Source organism: Propionimicrobium sp. PCR01-08-3, from assembly GCF_030286045.1.
In the GTDB taxonomy this organism is placed as follows: domain Bacteria; phylum Actinomycetota; class Actinomycetes; order Propionibacteriales; family Propionibacteriaceae; genus Brooklawnia.
In genome coordinates, this window is record NZ_CP127390.1 from 2,406,236 (window position 1) to 2,428,203 (window position 21,968).

Here is a 21,968-nt window from a genome sequence, read left to right on the forward strand (position 1 = left end):
GATTCCTCACAATCAGCGTCCGGGCACCTGGCGCAGCGCGTCGGCGACGGCTGCCTTGAGAGCGTTGCTCGACACCGTCGCACCCGAGATCACATCGACGTCGGCACTGTCGCGGGCCACCATCTGCGCGGGCAGCTTCTGCAGTGCCTCGCCGGCGACGTCCCCGGTCTCGGACTGGCTGATGATCTCGATGTCCCGGAGCTTCCGGTCGTCGTCCACCGTGACGCGGACGGTGATCTCGGCGCCCATGCCGGCCTTGCTTCGTCCGATGAATTGGCCGGGCCCAAGCGGAATGTCTGCTTGGCTCTGCGCCAGGTCACTCTTGAAGCTGCCGAGCGTCTGCCCGGTGTTGGTCGCCACCATGGCGGGCGCCACATCGTCCTGGCGCGAAGCCTGCACGCCGGATTGCTGCTTCGGCACGGCGGCGTTCTGCCCGGCGATCTTGCCGAAGATCAGGCACTCGGCGATGTTCTGGCCGCCCTGGTAGACGCCCGCGCACACCCCGCCGAGCTCGCCGGCGCCATACAGGTGCCCGATCGGGCACCCATCGGGGTCGAGGATCTCGGCGCGCGAGTTGCGCCGAGGGCCACCCTGGGTGTTGAGCATGCCCTGCAACATCGCTATGGCGTAGTAGGGCCCCTGATCGAAGGCGCGCATGGTCTCGGGGTCGCGTCCGAACTCGTAATCTGTACCCTGCTGGACGAAGGAGTTGAACCGTTCGATGGTCTTCGCGAGGGTCTGCGGATCGGCCCCGATGAGTTCCGCCAGTTGTTCTGCGGTGTCGGCCTGCACGGCCCGGTCCAGCACCTCCGGATGCTCGCCGTGCACGATCTCGTCGTGTTTCTCCTGGTCGAAGATCAGGTGCGGGTGCGCCTGCGCGGGTGGCACCCGCCAGATCCCGTGATCGAAGATGTGGCCGTGGCGGTTCGTCTCGTCTTCGCGGAAGTAGCGGGAGCCATCGTCCCCAACCGTCAGCAGGCTGCCGGTCGCGAGGTCGTCGTAGCCGAAGACGAGCAGCGGGCCGCGCTCACCGTCGGGCACCGCGAAGGTCAGTCCGTGCTGCAGGCCGAGCGACTCGTAGTTGGCCATGTGCCACAGGTCTGCGCCCGCTTCGATCGCCAGGTCAACCCCTGCGCCCTTGTTGAACAGGGATCCGGCCGGTGCCAGCCGTGGCGCCCCGAGGTAGTCCTGGATCATCCGCCGGTTGTTCTCGAATCCGCCGGTGGCCAGCACCACACCGTTCAGCGCCCGAATGTTGCGCAGCACGTGTTCGCGTTCGATCTGGACGCCGGCGATCGTGCGTCCATCGTCCGCCTTGATCAGATGGCGGGCCGGAGACCTGTACCAGACATCGATCGCGTCGGCCCGGTCGGCCACTTTCTGGTGCAAGATCTTCCACAGTGCGCCGTCGAAGAATCCTTCGTGGACGAGCAGCAGGTCGATGCAGTCTCCGCCCTCGAATTCCGGATACTCCGGGAACATCCCGAAATCTGCGCCCAGCAGTTGCTTCGAGCTGACGGGTTCGACATCCAGGTACTGCCTGAAGTAGCTCTTCATGCCGGCCATGCCCTCGACATAGGTGTCGACGATCGCCTCATCGAGATCCATCGGGCCCAACTGGGCACGGTAGTAGGCACGCAGTTTTTCTTCATCGTCGCCGTAGCAGACCAACTGCCCCGACACTCGGGTGTTGCCGCCCTCGTGGCCTTCGGGAGCCGAGTCCACGAGCAGCACCGTGGCGCCGTCGTCCGCTGCGAACCTGGCGGCGGTAGCTCCCGCCCCGCCGAAGCCCAGCACGACGACGTCATAGGTCGCGTCCCAATGAACGGCATGTGATTGCACCATCTCTTGATCTCCTTTGATCGTTGATGCGGGTTCGGGCTGACTGCTGTATCCGGTCGGCTGCAACCCCTTCGTTCGTCCCGCGGACTCCAGCACGCTCGATTGCTCTCGGCCCTGCTCGAGGCGGACGAAATCGATGAAATCGGCGAAGCACTGCTCCAGGAAAGTGATCGTGCCCGGGTCCACCAACTCACCCTGATCGTCAAAAGCGTCCTTGACCCCACCCAGCAGAAATTCGTTGCCGGGCAGCACCCGGGCGCTGACGCCCGGAGAATCCAGAATCTGACGCAGATGGATCTGCGCCCGCGACGACCCCTGCGGATGGTAGGAAGCGCCGACGATCATCACCGGTTTGCCGTTGAGCGGATGCTGCCGGTACGACAGCCATTCGAGCACGCTCTTGAGCGCCGACGGCACCGAATGATTGTGCTCCGGGCAACCGATGATCACCCCGTCGGCAGCCACGATCTGACGGCTCAACCGGGTGACCGGCTCCGGATCCTGCTCAGGAACATCCTCGTTGAACATCGGAACATCCGCGATGTTGCAGACCTCAATGTCGGCGGCCTCGGCAAAGTGTCGCTTCATGAAATTCAGCAGCAGACGGTTAAAAGAATGACTTGCATTGGTTCCGGTAATCGCCACGAGCTTCACGCGGTTCACCTCCGTCGGTACGCCATTGGGGCCGGACGAGCAACAACCGTTCGTTCTTCGTCATACCCTGACCTCACCTTATCGTGCACGCCGCATCCTCAACATAACTTGAACGATTGTTTACACTATTAAACATGCGTTCAATCAACGATCGTGGTGACCTCACCACCAAGGCACGGATCCGGAATGCCGCCATCGAGTTGTTTGCCGAGAAGGGCTTCGAGCGCGCCAGCCTGCGCGCCATCGCAGAGCGTGCCGAGGTGAGCGCAGGCCTGGTCGTCCACCACTTTGGAGACAAGAACGGGCTGAAGAAGGCGTGCGATGAATATGTCGTCGCCGAGTTCACTGACGACCGGCATTCGGTGGGCACGGCTCCGACTCTCGAGTCGATTCAGGCGATGCTCGGCGATCTGGATTCCTATGATCCGGCGCTGGACTACCTGGCGCGCATGCTGACAGACGACTCACCAAGCTCGGATGATCTCTTCGATCGGATGCTGCAGGGCACCTTGGAGATGCTTGAAGCCCAGCAGGCGGCCGGCGTGATCCATCCGGTCTCAGATCTTCAGGGCATGGCACTGTTGCTCACCGCGATGGGGCTCGCCCCGGTGGTGATGCATCGGCAGGTTGCCCGCGTGCTCGGCACCGGCACCCTGACCGGCCAGGGACTGGCCCGGCTCACCATGCCGACCATGGAGCTGTTCTCCCGGGGCCTTTACCGCGATCAGGGAATCTTGGACGCCACCCGAGAGGCTCTCGACAATCAACCGAAGGAGTAATGATGTCACCACCGATCGAATGCATAGCCCTTAGCAAGAAGTTCGGCCATCTAACGGCGGTCCGTGACCTCAACCTGTCACTGGAGGAGGGAACCGTACTGGGTTTCGTCGGTCCGAACGGCGCCGGAAAATCCACCACCATCCGGATGCTGCTCGGTTTGGCCCGTCCGAGTGCCGGAAGTGTGCGAATCTTCGGCTCCGAGCCGCAGCGCGACGTCAAGGTGCGAGGACGAGTCGGCTACTCCCCCGGTGAGTTGCGATTGGACGACCGGCTCAGCGTCAAGACGACGCTGGCGAGTTGGGCCAGATTGCGGGGCACGGTGGACGCCGGATTTCGCGACGAGTTGATCGAACGGCTGGACGTTCAGCCGGACCGGCAGGTGCGCGGGCTCTCCACCGGAAACCGGCGAAAGGTCGCGTTGGTCGGCGCACTGATGTCCAAACCCGACCTGCTGATTCTGGATGAGCCAACAAATGGGCTCGACCCGATCGTCCAGTCAGAATTCATGACCATTCTCTCCGAAGCCGCGCTGCGGGGCACCAGCATATTGCTGTCGTCCCATATTCTCAGCGAGGTCGAACGCATTGCCGATCTGGTGCTCGTGATTCGGGCCGGAGCAATCGTCGCGTCGGGGCCCACCAAACAATTGCGCGGAGATCTGCCACAGATCTTCCGGGCCAACTTCCGAACCGATGCCCCGGCGGCAACGCAATTCGAGCAACTGACCGGCACCATAAAGGTCGAAAAGCCGCACTCCCGAGAATTGCTGATCCACTGGTCGGGGCCTCCCGGCCCACTATTGTCGCGGCTGGCCGATTATGAACTCGATTCGCTCACCGCGCCCGAGCCGGATTTGGAGCAGGCATTCCTTTCCTACTACCGCTCCGATCAGCCAACGGACGCGAAACGAGGTGAATCATGAAACTCGAATTGTTCACCCGGGCCATGGCCACGCAAAGACGCGCCGCCGTGATCTGGTGCATCTGCCTGATAGCACTCACGGCGTCAGTGGTGGCGCTTTGGCCTTCAATGAGTGGCTCCGGATCACTGGAGTCGATATTTGCGGGGTTACCGCCCGAAGTCATCTCCTCGCTCGGACTGAACGACTTTGGTTCCCCGGCAGGATTCCTCAACGGAAACCTCTATGCGGTTTTCATGCCGCTATTGTTCGCAGTGCTGGGCACGGTGCAGATGAATGCGCTCACCGCAGCCGATGAGGACGCGGGCAGGCTCGAACTATTGCTGGCACTTCCGGTATCCAGGATGCAGGTCTATATCAGCCGCTTCGTCGCGGTATTTCTGGTGCTTGCCGGTATTGCCGCGGTCACCGGTGCGACGATCTGGATAACTGCCCCATGGTTCGATATGGAGATCGAACCGGCAGGCATCGCAGCGGTCACCTTGAGCGTCTTTCTTCTGGGCATGCTGCAGGCATCATTGGTGCTGGCGCTGGCCGGCATCGGAATGCGCGCCTCTGCCGTCAATGCCGTCGCGTTCGCGGTCATCGCAGCCGGATACGTGCTGCACGCCCTACTGCCGTTGGCAGATCTCGAATTCGATTGGGCACGGCTCTCCCCCTGGCATTGGGCGCTTGGTGGCGACCCGCTGAACTCCGGTTTCGATGGCGAGGGAGCTGCGCTCCTGGTCGCATGCAGTGCCGTGCTGCTGGTGGCCGGTCTGCTGGCCATTGGGCGGCGGACGATCCGCTCGAGCTAGAAAGACAGAAAGTGGGTGGTGGCTCCCGGTTGGGAACCACCACCCACTCTTTATGGTCTGAGCTTCACGCCCACATCAGCCGATCAGCTTGCCTCGGCGTCTCCGCTCAGCTCTGCGAACGGGTGATCCGGCAGAGCCTCCTTCGGAGTTCCGACGAAGGTGAAGGCATCGGTGGTGTGCTCGTCGGCACCCGGCACCGCGTCCACCACCACGATCGACCCGGCGGACAGCCCGCCGAAGAGGATCTGCTCGGCGATCGGGTCCTCGATGTCGCGCTGCAGCGCACGGCGCAGCGGACGGGCACCCAGCACCGGATCGTAACCGCGCTTGGCGATCAGTTCCCGGGCGGCCGGGGTCAGCTCGATACCCATGTCGCGATCGGCCAGCCGCTCTTCGACCTGAGCGACCATCAGATCGACGATGTGCTGGATATCGGTCAGGCTCAGCTGGTGGAACACGATGGTCTCGTCGACGCGGTTCAGGAATTCGGGACGGAAGTGCTGCTTGAGCTCTTCGTTCACCTTCGCCTTCATCGCCTCGTAGCTGGTCGTCGCATCGTCGGCACGCGAGAACCCGAGCGAGACACCCTTCGAGATGTCGCGGCTACCGAGGTTCGTGGTCATCACGATGACGGTGTTCTTGAAGTCGACAACCCTGCCCTGAGCATCGGTCAGGCGTCCTTCGTCCAGAATCTGCAACAGCGAGTTGAAGATGTCGGGATGCGCCTTCTCGATCTCGTCGAACAGGATGACGCTGAACGGCTTGCGGCGAACCTTCTCGGTCAGCTGCCCGCCCTCTTCGTATCCGACGTAGCCGGGAGGCGAACCGAACATCCGGGACGCGGTGTGCTTCTCGGAGTACTCACTCATGTCGAGGGTGATCAGGGCGTCCTCGTCACCGAACAGGAATTCGGTGAGCGCCTTGGTCAGCTCGGTCTTGCCGACGCCGGACGGGCCGGCGAAGATGAACGAGCCACTGGGACGCTTCGGATCCTTCAGGCCGGCGCGGGTACGCCGGATCGAACGGGACAGCGCCTTGACGGCCTCTTCCTGACCGACGTAACGCTTGCCGATCTCGTCCTCCATCCGCAGCAACCGGCTGGACTCTTCCTCGGTGAGCCGGGCGACCGGCACACCGGTCGAGCTGGCCAGCACCTCGGCGATCTCCTCCTCGCCAATAACGGCGGGCGAATCCGAGTCGCCGTCCTTCCAGGCCTTCTCGCGTTCGCTGCGCTGGGCGAGCAGATTCTTCTCGTCGTCCCGCAGGCCTGCGGCACGCTCGAAATCCTGGCCGTCGATCGCGGCCTCCTTCTCGATGCGGACGCTGGCGATCTTCTCGTCGAACTCGCGCAGATCCGGCGGTGCGGTCATCCGCTTGATGCGCATCCTGGCGCCGGCCTCGTCGATCAGGTCGATCGCCTTGTCGGGAAGGAAACGATCCTGCACGTAGCGGTCGGCCATGTTGGCGGCGGCGGTCAACGCCTCATCGGTGATGGTCACCCGGTGGTGCGCCTCGTAACGATCACGCAGGCCCTTGAGGATATCGATCGTCAGGGCGATCGACGGCTCGGCGACCTGGATCGGCTGGAAGCGGCGCTCGAGGGCGGCGTCCTTCTCGATGTACTTGCGGTATTCCTCGAGAGTGGTGGCGCCGATCGTCTGCAGCTCACCGCGGGCCAGCATGGGCTTCAAGATGGACGCGGCGTCGATCGCGCCCTCGGCGGCACCCGCACCCACCAGGGTGTGGATCTCGTCGATGAACAGCATCACGTCGCCGCGGCTTTTAATCTCTTTCAGCACCTTCTTCAGGCGCTCCTCAAAGTCACCGCGATAACGCGAACCGGCGACCAAGGCACCCAGATCCAGGGTGTAGATCTGCTTGTCGCGCAGGGTTTCGGGAACATCCCCGCGGACGATCCGCTGGGCGAGGCCTTCGACGATGGCGGTCTTGCCGACGCCCGGCTCGCCGATCAGCACCGGATTGTTCTTGGTGCGGCGGCTCAGCACGGTCATCACGCGATCGACCTCGGTCTGGCGTCCGATCACCGGGTCGAGCCGGTTCTCGCGGGCCGCCTGGGTCAGATTGCGACCGAACTGGTCGAGGACGGTCTGATTGCCGCGCGGGGATTCGCCCATCTCGGGGGCACCCGAGGTGATCGGCTGGCCCTCGGACGAGGACCCCTGGTAGCCGCTGAGCAACTGCAGCACGGTGTTGCGGACGCGGTTCAGATCGGCGCCGAGCTTGATCAGCACCTGCGCCGCTACGCCCTCGCCCTCACGGATCAGACCGAGCAAGATGTGCTCGGTGCCGATGTAGGAATGGTTCATCTGCAGCGCCTCGCGAAGCGAGAGCTCCAGCACCTTCTTGGCACGTGGGGTGAACGGAATGTGACCGGTCGGCTGCGTCTGGCCATGACCGATGATTTCTTCTACCTGTTCGCGGACGGCCTCCAGCGAGATACCCATCTGCTCGAGGGCCTTGGCGGCCACACCCTCACCTTCGTGGATCAGGCCGAGCAGGATGTGCTCTGTGCCGATGTAGTTGTGGTTGAGCATCTTGGCCTCATCTTGGGCCAGGACCACAACTCGGCGCGCGCGATCAGTGAAACGCTCGAACATTCGACTCCTCTGGTTGGCTTTTGCAAGCCCTCCGTTGCGCCAGTTGCCTGGCGCCTTCACAAATAGTCTAGGGAGTGCCTCCCAATCCTGATCCTCAAGGGACCAGCATCAGGTGACACTCCCTATAACCGTCTACCGTTCGGCAAACTTCCTACGTTCGCCGTCGGCTTGATCCATCATTCGGCACCGTTTCAAGCGTTTTCGGCCCGAGTCACGGGGTCAGGACAACCGACGAACCGGAAGCGATCGCGGTATGTCAGTTGTTGGCTGCCTCATAGGCGGCGCGCACCTCGGCGGGGACGCGGCCCCGGGCGCTCACCTCATAACCGTTGTCAGCAGCCCAGGCCCGGATCTCGGCGGGCGAGGAGCCGGCCGCAGCGGTGCTGCCCGCCGAACGGGCGCGCTGGCCACGGACGCGGCGTGCGGCGCCGACATAAGGCGCCAATGCCTCGCGCAGGGAATCAGCATTTTTCTTCGAAAGATCGATCTCGTAGTTGACTCCGTCAAGGCCAAAGCGGACCTTTTCGGTAGCGGGGCTTTCGTCGATATCGTCGATCAGAATAATCTCGACTCTTTGAGCCATTTCTTCTCCTAGGTGTGGGTGACACACGTTTTGCGGTCCCTGTAATTCCACCGCAACTATAGCCGAACTGCAAGTCGGGATCACGGTTTGATTAACGAAACGCCTGTGAGTTTGTTTACCCCCGAAGTATCCATGGTGGCTACCAGATCATCGACGCGTCCTTGCGGAAGCTCTGCACGATGGTCGATTTCCAGCCACGGGACGAGCACAAAAGCGCGTTCGTGTGCTCGCGGATGCGGCAGCGTCAATTCTTCGGTATCACTGACGCGTCGTCCGACCTGAATCAGATCGATATCCAAAGTGCGGGGTCCGTGCGGATTATCCGGGTCGCGTACCCGGCCATATGCCTCTTCTATTGCCAAGCAGCGCTGCAACAGCGTCAATGGCTCGAGAGTTGAATCGGCAATCACAACTGCGTTATAGAAGTCGGGTTGATCGACATTACCCACCGGCGCCGTGCAATAGATCGACGAGACGTCGGCCACGATCACATCCGGAGTTTCCGCCAGCCGGTCCACGGCTGCCTGAAGATTCTCGACCGAATCACCTTCATTCGAGCCGAGACTGAAGACCACCTGATTGAGTGGCCTGAGATCGCCCAGGGTGTCGACATCAATAGCGAAGATCTCAGTCATGTTTACTCCTTGAAATCATCACGGCCACATCGTCAAATCGGACGGTGATCGGCGCCTGTGGCTTATGAACGGTAACGGTGACGCTTTGGACGCGTTGATCTTTGAGCACCGCGGATACGATCCGGTCCGCCAGTGTTTCGATGAGATTCACCGGTTCACCCTCGACAATACCGACCACCGTGGTGGCCAATTCGCCATAATCGACGGTTTCGGTGATCTCGTCTGCGGATGGCATATCGACCACGAGTTCAAGATCGACAATGAAATCTTGACCGGTTTGACGCTCGTCGGCCAGAACTCCGTGATATCCCCGGCCGGCCAGACCGGTGAGGGCGATGACCGCCCGCTGCTGAGTGTCCATGCGCGAAGGCTACTCGACCCGGTCGGCCGATTGCCCAGGTTCGGCTCATCTGACCACCACGGTCTGATTCAGGCCCGGGTCGATCGGCCTGTCATCAGGTGTGCCGGTTCACTTCCCGTCGCCCACCGGTCTGGCCGCAGCTAACCTTGTGACCGCTTGATGCGCTCGACGACGGCGATCGCATCTCGCTGCCCGCGCACCTCGTGGGTCCGGACCGCCCAAATCCCCTGCTGCGCGCAAATGACCGAGATGGCGGCAGTCGCGCCGTCCCTGCTGGCGGGCTCTCTGTCGGCCAGCAGATGACCGAGGAACCGTTTGCGGGAAGCCCCGATCAGCACCCGATGGCCGAGCACCGAGAAGGCGTCCACGTGGGCGAGTATCGACCAATCCTGCTCGGCCGTCTTGGCGAAACCGAGCCCGGGGTCGACGATGATCTTCTCGGAGTCGATCCCGGATTCCTCGCATGCTTGCAGCCGGGCCCGCAATTCGTCGATGACTTCGGGCACCACATCGTCGTATCGGGCCAGCCGGTTCATCACCGCGCCGTGCCCCCGCCAGTGCTGGCAGACGTATTCGACACCGGACGCGGCGATGATGCCCAGCATCCCGGGATCGGCCAGCCCGCCGGAGACATCGTTGATGATTCTCGCGCCCGCATCGATCACCTGCCGGGCCACCTCGGCCCGCATCGTGTCGACGCTCACCGGAGCCTTCCCGGCAAGTCCACGGACGACCGGAAGGACCCGCTCCAGTTCGATCTCGGCGGCCGGACGCACGGCCCCCGGCCGGGTCGATTCACCGCCGACATCCAGCAGGTCCGCGCCTTGGGCGATGAGCTCTTCACCATGAGCTATCGCGTCGGTGGGGTTCAGCCACAGGCCGCCATCGGAAAAAGAATCCGGGGTGACGTTGACCACCCCCATGACCAAGGTGCGCTGCCGGTTCATCGTCCCTGGACGATCAGGCTCATGGCCTCGGCCCGGGTCGCGGGATCGCGTAACTGCCCACGCACTGCCGAGGTGGTCGTCCGGGAGCCGGGTTTACGGACGCCACGCATCGTCATGCACATGTGCTCGCAATCGACCACCACCAGGGCGCCCCGCACGTGCAGGTGGGCCACCAGGGCATCGGCGATCTGAGTCGTCAGCCGCTCCTGCACCTGAGGACGCTTCGCGTAGACATCGACGAGCCGGGCGATCTTGCTCAGGCCGGTGACCCGGCCCGATTCCGGCGGAATATAGGCGACATGGGCGAGCCCATGGAAAGGCAGCAGATGATGCTCACAAAAGCTCTGCACCTCGATGTCGCGCACCAGCACCATCTCGTCGTGCGAGGCATCGAAGGTCGTCGACAAAATCTCTTCGGGATCCTGGGTCAACCCGGCGAAGATCTCTGCGCAGGCACGGGCGATGCGAGCCGGGGTCTCCTGCAATCCGTCGCGATCGGGATCTTCACCGATGCCGATCAGGAACTCCCGTACCGCGGCCTCGATCCGCTCAGGATCGTAACCGGCCGGGTTTTCGGCGAGTTGGACCACCGCCCTGCGGGGTTTCTTCTTCGAGTCGGCCATGTCTTCCTCTCGGTTCACGAAGTCGGGCAACATCCTAGCGACACGAGGTGGGCGCCGGTTCCCTCTCGGGCCCGGCGCCCACCTGGCGTCCATGTGCTGGCCTCACAGTCACCGGCTTGTTTTTGGATGTGACCCGCCGGTGGGTTCGAGGTCAGGAGATCACGCTGTCGGATCTGTGATGCAGTAGACCTTTGCTGGTTCCGGATCGGGCAGGATGAAGGCGACGTCCGGGTAGGAGCAGCTGGACGCGTCCGTGCCCGGGACTTCGCTCTCGACCTTGAAATCAGCCTCCGGATCGGTGCAGGGAACCGGGATCCATTCCTTGATGTTGTCCGGCACGTAGCAAACGCCGACATCGAGCACTGGTGCCAGGCAGAGCGACAGGGTTGCGTAGTCGCTGCCCAGGTAGCCGGTCTGGTAGTAATTCACGTAGTCGGTGGCGCATTCGACATCGCCCCTGTCAACCGAGGCGACGATCAGTTTGAATTCGCCTGCCAGGTTGCAGTCGACCACCTGATGGGTAACGGAGATGCTGCCATCGGCTTCCGGAGTCGCGCCGGGAACCTCGACGAACTGCAGGCACTGACCGACCTCGAGCTCGTCCATCTGGGTGCCGCCGCTCGCCGGTGCACTGGGCACGTCGCCCGAGGTGGCCGGAGCCGAGGCGGAACCGATGTCGCTCGACGGCCCGGTCGGCTCATCATTGTTGCCGCCCAAGCGGGTGAAGGCGAAGATGGCGATGATGGCCACGATCAGGACGACGGCACCGATCGCGATCCACTTGCCCGGGCCGCCCTTGCCCCCTGCCGTGGGTGGGTTGGGGCCACCAGGCGGAGGAGTCTGACCACCGTAGTTTTGGCCCGCTCCCTGTGGGCCGTAGCCGCCCTGGAAGTTCTGGTTACCGGGCTGCGAACCCGGGTACTGCGACCCCTGGCCGGACGGCTGGCTTCCGGGGAACGACTGCTGGGAGGCGCTGGCGCCCTGGCCTTGCTGTCCGTTCCATGGCTGAGCGCCCGGATACTGCGATGTGGGCTGCTGGCTGGTCGGATACTGCGACGTCGGCTGTTCGCCGCCCTGATTCGGCGACGACGGCTGAGCGCCGGGATTCTGGGATGCTGGCTGCCCGCCTTGCCCAGGCTGCTGAGGGCCCTGGGGTCGGTTATCGGGGCCGTAGTTTTGGTTCGACATATCGTCCTTCACATTCGTCTTCGCCGAACGGCCGAATAAGCCACAGCTTAGCCACATCCGGGCCATCTGCCTGTCATCTCGTCAGAAGACGAACCGGCCGAAACTACGCTTTGAGCGTGACCTCGCCGCCGCACGGCCTGTGGATCATCGAAGCGGCGACGGTCGGCTGGGGCGCCGGGCCGGCACTTGTTCAGGAATAGACATGCGGCGCCAAGGTGGCCACATCGGTCAGATTTCGATAGCGCCCGTCGTAGTCAAGGCCGTATCCGACGACGAACTCGGTGGGAATATCGAAACCGACATAGCGTGCCTCCACCGCCGAGGTGATGGCGTCCGGCTTGCGGAACATCGTCATCACCTCGATGCTGGCAGGCTCACGCGAGCGCAGATTCTGGATCAGGTAGCTCAAGGTCAGGCCGGTGTCGATGATGTCCTCGACGATCAGCACATTGAGCCCGGTGATGTCGGTGGTGAGGTCTTTGAGAATCCGGACCACGCCCGAGCTCTTCGTCCCCGAACCGTAGGAAGAGATGGCCATCCAATCGATACGGCAATGCGATTTCATGGCCCGGGTGAGGTCGGACATCACCATCATGGCGCCATTGAGCACGCCCACCATCAGCAGGTCACGACCTGCGTAATCTGCGTCGATTTGTTCGGCCAGCTCACAAACCCGTTCATGAACCTGATCGGAGCTCAGCAATACGTGTGCAAGATCTTCAGAAATATCCGCGGCATCCACTCACCGGAGTCTAGCGGGCCGGTCGGCACGATGACACCGAGCGTTTCCCGGCCCACTCACGGGCGCCCCGGCAGCCACCGGACTCTGGCCCCTTCGAGGAACCACCGGCGCAGATCGACGCGCCGATCTCTTGCCACGACCCATGGCGACCGTCTCCGCCTATTCGCCCGGACGATCGGCAACGAGGAGACCGGCCTTGCGCCGCACCCGTACTCCCCCGGGCAGATCGACACCACGTTGGCCATGCCAGCGATCCACCAACGCCTGCACCGAACGGACATGAGCGAAACCGGGCTGGTCGGCACCGGCGCGTACCAGCCAACCACGCAAGACCCTGGATGCGACGGCTTCGGGAAGCCCCGCCAGCATGGTCACGTCCAAGCCCTCGCCCGAGGCCGGAATCAGGGCTTCGGCACAGTCGTCGAGGGCGTCCCCATCCTGTCTGGCAAGGATCGCGGTGCGGGCCAGCGCCTCGGCGAACCTCGGCCCCAGCTCGGCCTCCAGCATGGGCATCACCCGTTGCCGGACGCGCACCCGCGCGAATTCCGGCTGGGCATTCTGCGGGTCGTCCCAGACCTCGATGCCCCATTCGCGGCACGCCTTGGCCGTCGTCGTCCGGCGCAAGCCGAGCAACGGACGCCGAAACTGGGGTGCGGTGCCGAAACGCGGTGGCATGCCTGCCAGCGAGCGGGTGCCGGACCCCCTGGCGAGTCCCAGCAGCACGGTCTCGGCCTGATCGTCCAGGGTGTGACCGAGCAGGACGACCGCATGTGGCCCGGCCATCTCACTCAGCGCCTGATAGCGGGCGTCGCGGGCGGCCGCCTCCGTGCCGTCCGGAGAATCAGTGAGCACCTCGACGCGCCGCACCTGCGCCGGCATGCCGATACCCTCCAACCGGGCAGCCACGGCCGCGGCGACCTGCGCAGAACCGGGCTGCAGACCATGGTCGACGATGACGGCGCGCACGCTGGGCGTCCGATCGGCCGGCTTGCCTGCCAGATGACCCACCGCGCAGGCCAACGACGTGGAATCGGCACCGCCCGAGCAGGCCACCACGATCTCGCGGCTCGGGTCGTCCAGCGCTGCGAATACCTGTTGCACGGCCTGGACGACCTGCAGTGCGGCCGGCCCCAAGGCCCGTCTAGCCATTGCCCGAGATTCGTTCGCACCACTGCTGCGGGTGCAGTAATTCGGTCATGGACGGCAGGGCCGCCGAGCCGGCGAACGCCTCGTTCAGCAACTCGGCGCCACCCTTGCGCAGCACCTCGCGGCAGAATGCGGCGCCTTCCGCATACTGCGCCTGCTTCGCGTCCATGCCCAAGATCTTGTTGAGCACCACCCAGATGCCGCTCGGCGTGCGCCTGCCCTGAAACCTCTTGCGGATCATCGAGACCGACGTCATCAGCTTCTTGCCGCTGCGGTCCATCATCACGTCGGCATGGCCTTCGAGCAGTGACATCGCCGCGCTCACCTCGGCCATCGCGGTCACGGTCTGCGGCGACGAAAAGGCATTCAGCACACGCATGCTGGCCGGCCGATGGTCTTCGCGGTCGCTTCGGGCCTGCGCGACACGGCCCGGCAGATCGCGCCAGAACCCCTCGCCGCCGTCCTCGGTCTCGGCCGCCGCGATCGCCCGGGCCCGCTCGATCAAATAGTCACGCAGCCACGGCGCATTGGCGAATTGGACGCGGTGAGTCTGCTCGTGCAGCACCACCCACATCCGGAAATCAGCCGCCGGTACCTTGAGCTGCCGTTCGACCGCCATGATCGTCGGCGCCACCAGATACAGCGTGGGTTCTGCACCGAACGGATCGTATTGGCCTAGAATCCTCGAACCCAGCAGACCGAGCGCGGTGCCGATGCTCACACCGCGCGCGTGGCCGGCCAGCTGTGCTGCCCGGCCGGCGGGCCGGTCGTCGGTCACGGAACCCAGCATCTGCCGTGCGGTATTCGAGTTGGCCCGGATGATGCCCGCGCGGTCGACCACCAGTTCGCGCGCGTGGCCGGCGACGGGCAGCTTGGTTGCGTCCACGATCGCTTCGGTACTGCGCCGGGCGTCGGCGCGCAGTTCGGCGACCAATTGCTCGCGTTCGGTACGGCTGGCCCGTGGGCCGGGATTCACCAGGGTGCCACCGGTTCGAGCGGCAGCGTCCCAGTCGATCCACGGCATCGAAGTCATGGCCCCCAGAGTATCGAACCCTCAGCTGCCCGCCGCGCACTCGCAGTCGGCCAGGGCGGCGGCCGCCTGATCGAACCAGGTCCGGACGTCTTGATCGGTGGGCAAACCGTTACCCATCAGGGCGAACACAATCAGCGCGCCGTCTGTGGTCATGGTGTATCCCGCCAGCGAGGAGACGCTGTCCAAGGTGCCGGTCTTGGCGCGCACCACACCGCGGGCCGCGGCGCTCTGATCGTCCGCGAACCGGCTGGCCGTGGTGCCGGTCGACGAGGCCACCGGCAGCCCGGCGAGCACCGCGCTCAATTCGGGACGCTGATAGGCCAGCTGCAAAGCCTCGACCAGCGCCGCCGGGGTGATCTTGTCGTTCATCGACAGGCCCGAGCCGTCCGCGAGGTACTGGCCGTCGTCCCACAGGCCGAGTTCGGTCAGGCGATCGGTGAGAGCCTCGGTGCCGCCAGTGAAAGACGCCTCGTGCCCGTCGGCGATCGCCAGCTGGCGCAGCAGCATCTCGGCGATGAAATTGTCGGAATGGGTCAGCATCTCCTGTACCAGAAGGCCCAGCGGCACCGACTCCACCTTGGCCAGTTCCTCGCCGGCGTCGGCGGAGGCCGCGGTCGCCTCGCCGGTGATCTCGATTCCGGCCGCCGCCAGCTGCTCGCAGAACTTCGCGGCGACGGTCGCCGAGCCGGAGTCCGTACCGGCGACGCCGGCCCCCTCGTCCAGACTCAGCGCACCGATCGGCGCCACGAACTCGCGGTCGCCCTCGGCCCAGTCCGGATGCCACACATCGCCGGCGAAAAGCGAGTCGTCGTAGCCCACGCTGACCTGCGTCACGCCTCGCGCCTGCAGGGCAGCCGCGGTCTTCGCGGCCAGATCGGCGGTGGTCGGCAAATCGATGGTGGACGCCGCCGAATAGCTGTCGTCGGTCGAAGCCAGCAGCGGATCCCCGCCACCGACCAGCACGATCTGATCCTGGGCGGTGCTGACCACCGAGGTGATGAAGGTGTGCTCGGCACCCAGGGCATCCAGGCTGGCGATCGCGGTCATGATCTTGAGGGTGGACGCCGGGGTCAGCGCGGTGTGCGCCGACGATTCATAGCTGAGGCCGTCCTGCGTCAGGTCGGCGACCGCGACACCGTAGCTACCCGACAGCGTCGGCTGGGTCGCGTCCAAAACGGCAGCGATGTGATCGGCGTCCGCGCTCTGGTAGCCGGGTTCGGAGGCTTCGGAGATCGCGCCGTTTCCCGATGGGGCGCTGTGGATCTCGGCGATGATCTGGGGATCGATGCTCGGTTGGCCACCGTCGACGCTCCATCCCCGCTCGCGTGCCAGCGGGCCTGCCACGTACGCGGCCGATGCCGCCAACAGCAGCACGACGAGCAGCCAGCTCAGCCAGCCGAACCACAGTGGTGGGCGAAATCGTCTGACGCGTCCTTCGCTCTTCCCCACCTGAATCCTCCCGACCGGATAGCGTTAGTCTCGACATTTGCAGTCTTCTGGTGTCTAACAGTCTCATCTTAAGGAGCGTTTCGGTGATCGACGACTTCCGGAATAACGACGACGTGGAACCGAAGGTCGGTATCACGTTCGATATGACCGTTGAGATCCCCCGCGGTACCAAGAACAAGTACGAGATGGATCACACCAGCGGGCGCATCCGTCTCGACCGCACCTTGTTCACCTCGACTCAGTACCCGTACGACTATGGGTTCATCGAGGGCACTCTCGGCGAGGATGGTGACCCGCTGGACGCCATGGTGATCGTCGCCGAGCCGACCTTCCCCGGTTGTCTTGTCGAGTGCCGCGCCGTCGCGATGTTCCAGATGCAAGACGAGATGGGCGGTGACGACAAGGTGCTGTGCATCCCCACCGCAGATACCCGCCGTAACCATCTGGACGACCTGGACGCGATCCCGCAGTACATGCTGTTGGAGATCGAGCACTTCTTCACCGTCTACAAAGATCTGGAACCCGGTAAGAGCGTCGAGGGCGCGAGCTGGGTCGGACGCGAGGCCGCCGAGGCGGAGGTCCGCCGGTCCATCGACCGTGCCAAGGGCACCAGCTACGAGCACAAGAAGGTCGACCTGCAATAGACCACCCGACGCCGGACCGACCGGTTGCGCTGGTTCGTCGGCGGCTACCTGAAGCAGCTTCACTTTTGCCCGCCTCGCGGCACGTGACACGATGGTCGGGTGCCCGATTATCTGATGTTGCTGGACCCCTCGGCGAATCGTGTTTATCGCGAAGCCACCCCTGCGTTGTCGGCGGCGGAGCTTGCGGTCACGTCGGACTTCGCGCACTCCATCAGCCCGGCGGTCTGGGGCAGGGCGCAGGGAATACGGTTCAGCGCCGATGAGATCGATGAATTGGCGCTGGCCGCCCAGTCCGCATTGCTGATGGGATTCGAACAGACCGGCGCCGGTCTGCTTCGTCCGCTGGATCTGCCGAACCTCGATGTCATGGACGATGACCTGGTCACCATCCCCAAGTACGCGGGCAAGACCAACGAGGCGTTCACCCGGATGCTGCTGCACTTGGTCTGCAGTCAGATTTCTCGTCCGGGACCATTGGACATTCTCGATCCGTTGGCCGGGCGCGGCACCACGCTGCTGGCCGCATGGCAGTTGGGGCACAACGGATTCGGTGTGGAAGCCGATGCCAAGAGTTTCGAGGCACTGGCCGGCTACCTCAAGACCTACCTGCGCACCAAACGGATCAAGCACTCGGCCGATGTGTCGCCGGTGCGCCGGGAGGGGCGTTCGATCGGGCGCAGATTTGACGCCGAAGCAAGACTGGACGAGGCAACTCACGAACGTCCGGCAATGCCCGGCAGGCCACGCCTGCAGATGACGGTGTTCACCGGTGACACCCGGGATTCGGCCGCGCTGTTCGGCCGCAAACGTTTCGATGCGATCGTCACCGACGCTCCGTACGGGGTCGTGCACGGGGCCGAGCAACGCGGCTCCGACCGGCGGGGTGCCTCGTCCGGGCAAGGGCCCAAGGGCCGGCCGGGGCGGCCCACCCCCGGCAGGGATCGCTCGCCCGCACATCTGCTTGCGGAGGCGATCCCGGTGTGGCGCGGACAGCTCAAGCCGGGCGGCGCGATCGGCATCTCCTGGAACACCTACACCCTGCCCCGCTCCGAGATGGTCGCGATGCTCGCCGGTGCAGGGCTCAGCCCGCGCGACGAGGGTCCCTGGCGTAACTTCGAACACCGGGTCGATGCCTCGATCAATCGTGATCTGGTGGTCGCCGTCGCAGACCGAACCTGATCGCCGGTCCACGGGTAAAGTTCAGCCATGACTCACACGCTGTTCCTGATGCGCCATGCCAAGGCCGAATCACACCGGCCGGTCAGCGACTTCGATCGCGAATTGGCGCCGGCGGGCATCCTGCAGGCTCGGCAAGCAGGGCTGCAGTTGGCCGGACGAGGCATCCAGCTCGTGCTCTCGTCATCGTCCATGCGCACCAGGCAGACCTATGAGGCGTTGAGGCTTCGGACCCCTTCCGGCGACAGTGTTCCGGTCGAATTCATGGATGCCCTCTATCTGGGTTCGGCCGACGCCATTCGGCAGCGCATCAGTGAGATCACCGAGGACGTCACGTCTTTGCTGGTGATCGCGCATTCACCCGGCATCCCCAGCCTCGCGGCAGAATTGGCGTGGACCTCGGCACCACACGAGGCAGATCAGATCAGCTGCTGGTTCCCCACCTCGGCCTATAGCGAGTTCAGTCTTGACACCAGCTGGGCCAACATCGCGGACTACGGGCAGGGTGCCCAACTCACCGACGTCACACGGCCGGCGAAGGACAGATGATCGAAAGACGGGTGATCAGGCCGCGGGTTCGGCGACGATCCACACCGCGAGGCCTTCGACTCCGTCGAGCCCGACGCAGCTGATACCTTCGGATGCCGAGCATTCGAGCCGGTAATTCCGGTTGGACGAGGAGCTGAACGCCTCGACCGTCACCGAGTCGGTCATCGCCCGATCGACCTGCTTGGCGACCTCGTTGGCGAGCACACACGACGTCTGGGATCCTGCCCAGACTCCGGAATCGCATTCCTTGGCCCCGGCGTCCATCGCTGGCGTGACCTTGGCGGATGGTGTCGGGGTCGGGCTGGGCGACTGTGTTTCTTCGGTTTCGGTGGCCGGCTCTGCCGCAGCGGTCTCCTCGGGAGCAGGTTCTGCCGAGACGCTGGTCTCGGCCGAGGCCGCATCCGCGCGGTTGAGTATCAAAGAATCGAGGGTCAGCAGTCGTCCGACCAGCAAGACCAGCACCAGTGCGGTCACGCCGAGAACCACCGCCACCGAGAGCGCTTTCGCAGCCGGCACCGCGGATGCCCCGATCATCTGATTGACCTGGTCGCGGCGGTTCGAATCGAGGTCGACCCGCGCCGGTTCGGGGGCATCGGCCACCCCGTAGTCATCCCACAGGCTGAGCTCATCGGGATCGCGCTCGACGGGCACGCTGATCATCCGCCGGTACGGCTCGACGCGGGGAACCTGCGGATGGGACGCCCTGGTTGCTCCGCCCTTGGCGGGTGCGGCAGGCGCGGCCGCGGAGGCCACCTGCCCGGACGCAGCCGCGGAGGCAACTTGGCCGGACGTCGCCGCGGCGACGAGCTGGCCGGGCACCGGTGCGCGAGTCGAGCCACTCACCTGTCGGGGACCGGGCTCGCCTGTCTGCGGTTCGGATCGGCCGGAAGGTTGCGGACCGGACGCAGCCGGGGCCGAGTCTGCGGTTTCGGACGAAAGCGCGTCCTGCCCGGCGGCGGGAGGCGCCTCGACGACAGCCGAGGCGTCGTCCGGAAAGGCGGGCTGGGTGCTCTCGGGCGGAACGAAGACCGGCGCAGCGGCAACGACATCGGCCACCGGCTGTGGCCCGCCACCGGCTCTGGTTGATGAGGCCGAGCTTTGCCGTGAGGTGCCCGGCACTCGGCGTGGATCGGTCAGCCGGACCGATCCTGGAGAGGTGAGGTCAGCCCCGCACGCGCTGCAGACCCGATCTCGCGGACCCACAGCCATCAAGCACTGCGAGCAGAACATCTGCCTCCAACCACCTCATCCGGCTACCGCCAGTAGCGTCCCGGCAGCCACGCCCGATCGTGCGCGATGGGTGGCTGCGAAGCCGTGATCGCTCAACTTACCGTGGTGGCCGCCATGAGCCGTCGTCCTGCGGCCCCGGGGTAGCTCTAAGGTTACCCCGGCGGGCTCACAAAAACGTGAAAGTATCAGCGCCGAGTTGCCGTGAGATGGCGGCAGCGCCGAAACCACACCGTAACGTGAAGGACCATTCGATAACCGGCTTGTAACACGGTCACAACTCGGCGGCAACGCTGGTCGCCCACGATTGAGGCCATGACAATCCTTGAGATCAGTGCTGGCGACACTGCCTGGGTCCTGGTCAGTGCGGCCCTCGTCCTGATAATGACTCCCGGCCTCGCCTTCTTCTACGGCGGCATGGTGCGCTCCAAGAGCGTGCTCAACATGATGATGCTTTCAATCGGAACAATGGGCGTCGTCGGTGTTGCCTGGGTGCTGTACGGCTTCTCGTTTGCATTCGGCGACTCGATCGGCGGATTCCTCGGCAATCCGGGTGACTTCTTCGGCCTGAGCAATATCGCAGGTCTCGAGGTCGGCACCATACCGGGATACGTCTTCGTCGGGTTCCAGTCGGCATTCGCGATCATCGCGGTGGCTCTGGTCTCGGGCGCGGCGGCGGACCGGATGAAGTTCGGCGCCTGGTGCCTCTTCGCACTTCTGTGGGCCTCCCTGGTCTACTTCCCGGCAGCTCACTGGGTGTTCGCATTCGATGACTCGGTCTCGGCCCATGGTGGTTTCATCGCCAACACCATCGGCGCGATCGACTTCGCAGGCGGCACCGCCATCCACATCAACGCCGGTGCCGGCGCTCTGGCCCTGGCCCTCGTGCTCGGCAAACGAATCGGCTTCGGCAAGGTTCCCATGCGTCCGCACAACCTGACCCTGGTCATGCTCGGCGCCGCTCTGCTGTGGTTCGGGTGGTTCGGCTTCAACGCCGGATCTGCCCTCGCAGCCAACGAAACCGCCGGTCTGGCATGGGTGAACACGATGGTCTGCCCGGCCGCCGCGATGCTCGCCTGGCTGCTCACCGAACGTATCCGCGATGGTCACGCTACTTCCCTCGGCGCCGCTTCCGGCATCGTCGCAGGCTTGGTCGGCATCACCCCCGCCGCTGCCGCTGTCACCCCTGTCGGCGCCATCATCATCGGCATCCTGGTCGGCGTCGGCTGCTCGATGGCCATCTCGCTGAAATACAAGTTCGGCTATGACGACTCGCTCGACGTGGTCGGCGTTCACCTGGTCGGCGGCCTGATCGGCACCCTGGCCATCGGCTTCCTCGGTTCCCCCGACCTCACCGGTGGCATCGATACCGCGGGCCTGTTCTACGGTGGCGGCGTCGCACAGCTCGGCCGTCAGGCCGCAGGTGCCGCGATCGTCCTGGTTTACTCCTTCGTGGTCTCCTTCATCATCGCCAAGGTGATCGACAAGATCATGGGCATGCGGGTTGCCCCGTCGCAGGAGACCAGCGGCATCGACCTGGTCGAGCACGCCGAGGTCGGCTACGACCTGTCGAAGGTGCAGTACTCCACCTACAACAAGACCCTCCTTATCGCTGACCCGACCAAGACCTCCGACGACGACTCTGCGAAGGTGACCGTATGAAACTCATCACATCTGTTCTGAGAGAGGACGCGGTCGACGAAGTGCAGATCGCGCTGGCTCAGCAGGGCATCAGCGGAATGACGGTCAGCGAATGCTCGGGCTACGCCCGTCAGCGTGGCCACACCGAGGTCTACCGCGGCGAAGAATTCACCATCGACTTCATCACCAAGATCCGAATGGACATCTTGTCCTCGGACGAGGATGTCGACGTGATCGTCAAGACGATCTGTCAAGCGGCCCGCAGCGGATCCATCGGAGACGGCAAGATCTGGGTGACCCAGGTCGAAGACGTCGTCCGGATCAGGACCGGCGAGCGGGGCGACTCGGCGATCTAGGTCGAAATCGACGAATTGAATACCGACAAAGGATCTGGGGTGGCACTTGCCACCCCAG

21 protein-coding genes are annotated in these 21,968 nt (G+C 64.3%); 8 read left to right on the forward strand and 13 right to left on the reverse strand.

The window, feature by feature from the left end; translation table 11 throughout:
* Positions 1-12: 12 nt before the first annotated feature.
* Complete coding sequence (locus QQ658_RS11110) at positions 13-2,505, reverse strand: NAD(P)H-dependent oxidoreductase (protein ID WP_353057923.1); 2,493 nt, start codon at positions 2,503-2,505, stop codon at positions 13-15.
* 125 nt (positions 2,506-2,630) lie between these two features.
* Between QQ658_RS11110 and QQ658_RS11115 the strand changes: the two genes are divergently transcribed.
* The 3 genes from QQ658_RS11115 to QQ658_RS11125 are packed head-to-tail and all read left to right on the forward strand — an operon-like array spanning position 2,631 to position 4,992.
* On the forward strand, positions 2,631-3,275 hold the full coding sequence (locus QQ658_RS11115) for a TetR/AcrR family transcriptional regulator (RefSeq protein ID WP_286024913.1): 645 nt from the start codon (positions 2,631-2,633) through the stop codon (positions 3,273-3,275).
* The gene (locus QQ658_RS11120) at positions 3,275-4,198 is read left to right on the forward strand and encodes an ABC transporter ATP-binding protein (protein ID WP_286024914.1); all 924 of its coding nucleotides are present in this window, start codon (positions 3,275-3,277) and stop codon (positions 4,196-4,198) included. The genes QQ658_RS11115 and QQ658_RS11120 overlap by 1 nt, the downstream gene beginning before the upstream one ends.
* Positions 4,195-4,992, forward strand: coding sequence for an efflux permease Rv1217c-related protein (locus tag QQ658_RS11125; RefSeq protein WP_286024915.1), 798 nt, complete (start codon positions 4,195-4,197; stop codon positions 4,990-4,992). Before QQ658_RS11120 ends, QQ658_RS11125 begins: the two co-directional genes overlap by 4 nt.
* Before the next feature lie 83 nt (positions 4,993-5,075).
* Here QQ658_RS11125 and QQ658_RS11130 read toward each other — a convergent pair whose 3' ends face one another.
* From QQ658_RS11130 to dacB, 11 genes are all read right to left on the reverse strand, one after another.
* Positions 5,076-7,610, reverse strand: a complete 2,535-nt coding sequence (locus tag QQ658_RS11130) for an ATP-dependent Clp protease ATP-binding subunit (RefSeq protein ID WP_286024916.1) — start codon at positions 7,608-7,610, stop codon at positions 5,076-5,078.
* 256 nt (positions 7,611-7,866) lie between these two features.
* Positions 7,867-8,193 (reverse strand): histone-like nucleoid-structuring protein Lsr2, encoded by a 327-nt coding sequence (locus tag QQ658_RS11135; protein ID WP_286024917.1) that lies wholly within the window; start codon positions 8,191-8,193, stop codon positions 7,867-7,869.
* A gap of 80 nt (positions 8,194-8,273) precedes the next feature.
* Positions 8,274-8,828, reverse strand: coding sequence for a 2-amino-4-hydroxy-6-hydroxymethyldihydropteridine diphosphokinase (gene folK / locus QQ658_RS11140; protein ID WP_286024918.1), 555 nt, complete (start codon positions 8,826-8,828; stop codon positions 8,274-8,276).
* A complete protein-coding gene (gene folB, locus QQ658_RS11145) occupies positions 8,821-9,189 on the reverse strand; it encodes a dihydroneopterin aldolase (protein WP_286024919.1) in 369 nt (122 codons plus the stop codon). Before folB ends, folK begins: the two co-directional genes overlap by 8 nt.
* 140 nt (positions 9,190-9,329) lie before the next feature.
* A complete protein-coding gene (gene folP, locus QQ658_RS11150; RefSeq protein ID WP_286024920.1) occupies positions 9,330-10,136 on the reverse strand; it encodes a dihydropteroate synthase in 807 nt (268 codons plus the stop codon).
* Positions 10,133-10,759 carry a GTP cyclohydrolase I FolE gene (gene folE / locus QQ658_RS11155; RefSeq protein WP_286027101.1) on the reverse strand — a complete coding sequence of 209 codons (627 nt, stop codon included), beginning with the start codon at positions 10,757-10,759 and terminating at the stop codon, positions 10,133-10,135. Before folE ends, folP begins: the two co-directional genes overlap by 4 nt.
* Before the next feature lie 159 nt (positions 10,760-10,918).
* The gene (locus QQ658_RS11160) at positions 10,919-11,947 is read right to left on the reverse strand and encodes a hypothetical protein (protein ID WP_286024921.1); all 1,029 of its coding nucleotides are present in this window, start codon (positions 11,945-11,947) and stop codon (positions 10,919-10,921) included.
* Positions 11,948-12,137: 190 nt separating this feature from the next.
* Entirely contained in the window at positions 12,138-12,689 is a 552-nt protein-coding gene (gene hpt, locus QQ658_RS11165) for a hypoxanthine phosphoribosyltransferase (protein ID WP_286024922.1), read from the reverse strand.
* Between the two features lie 159 nt (positions 12,690-12,848).
* Positions 12,849-13,838 (reverse strand): tRNA lysidine(34) synthetase TilS, encoded by a 990-nt coding sequence (tilS, locus tag QQ658_RS11170; RefSeq protein ID WP_286024923.1) that lies wholly within the window; start codon positions 13,836-13,838, stop codon positions 12,849-12,851.
* On the reverse strand, positions 13,831-14,868 hold the full coding sequence (locus QQ658_RS11175) for an Rv3626c family coenzyme F420 biosynthesis-associated protein (protein WP_286024924.1): 1,038 nt from the start codon (positions 14,866-14,868) through the stop codon (positions 13,831-13,833). Before QQ658_RS11175 ends, tilS begins: the two co-directional genes overlap by 8 nt.
* 21 nt (positions 14,869-14,889) lie before the next feature.
* On the reverse strand, positions 14,890-16,317 hold the full coding sequence (dacB, locus tag QQ658_RS11180) for a D-alanyl-D-alanine carboxypeptidase/D-alanyl-D-alanine endopeptidase (protein WP_286024925.1): 1,428 nt from the start codon (positions 16,315-16,317) through the stop codon (positions 14,890-14,892).
* An 83-nt stretch (positions 16,318-16,400) separates the two neighbouring features.
* Between dacB and QQ658_RS11185 the strand changes: the two genes are divergently transcribed.
* The 3 genes from QQ658_RS11185 (at position 16,401) to QQ658_RS11195 (ending at position 18,686) form a co-directional block, all read left to right on the forward strand.
* Entirely contained in the window at positions 16,401-16,961 is a 561-nt protein-coding gene (locus QQ658_RS11185; RefSeq protein WP_502928913.1) for an inorganic diphosphatase, read from the forward strand.
* 99 nt (positions 16,962-17,060) lie between these two features.
* The gene (locus QQ658_RS11190) at positions 17,061-18,140 is read left to right on the forward strand and encodes a TRM11 family SAM-dependent methyltransferase (protein WP_286024926.1); all 1,080 of its coding nucleotides are present in this window, start codon (positions 17,061-17,063) and stop codon (positions 18,138-18,140) included.
* 27 nt (positions 18,141-18,167) lie between these two features.
* Entirely contained in the window at positions 18,168-18,686 is a 519-nt protein-coding gene (locus tag QQ658_RS11195; RefSeq protein ID WP_286024927.1) for a SixA phosphatase family protein, read from the forward strand.
* A gap of 15 nt (positions 18,687-18,701) precedes the next feature.
* On the opposite strand, the gene QQ658_RS11200 is transcribed toward QQ658_RS11195, so the two are convergent.
* Positions 18,702-19,742 (reverse strand): hypothetical protein, encoded by a 1,041-nt coding sequence (locus tag QQ658_RS11200; RefSeq protein WP_286024928.1) that lies wholly within the window; start codon positions 19,740-19,742, stop codon positions 18,702-18,704.
* Between the two features lie 486 nt (positions 19,743-20,228).
* Here QQ658_RS11200 and QQ658_RS11205 point away from each other — a divergent pair, with 486 nt between their 5' ends.
* Both QQ658_RS11205 and QQ658_RS11210 read left to right on the forward strand, forming a co-directional pair.
* The gene (locus tag QQ658_RS11205) at positions 20,229-21,575 is read left to right on the forward strand and encodes an ammonium transporter (protein WP_286024929.1); all 1,347 of its coding nucleotides are present in this window, start codon (positions 20,229-20,231) and stop codon (positions 21,573-21,575) included.
* Positions 21,572-21,910 carry a P-II family nitrogen regulator gene (locus tag QQ658_RS11210; RefSeq protein ID WP_286024930.1) on the forward strand — a complete coding sequence of 113 codons (339 nt, stop codon included), beginning with the start codon at positions 21,572-21,574 and terminating at the stop codon, positions 21,908-21,910. Before QQ658_RS11205 ends, QQ658_RS11210 begins: the two co-directional genes overlap by 4 nt.
* Positions 21,911-21,968: the final 58 nt, after the last annotated feature.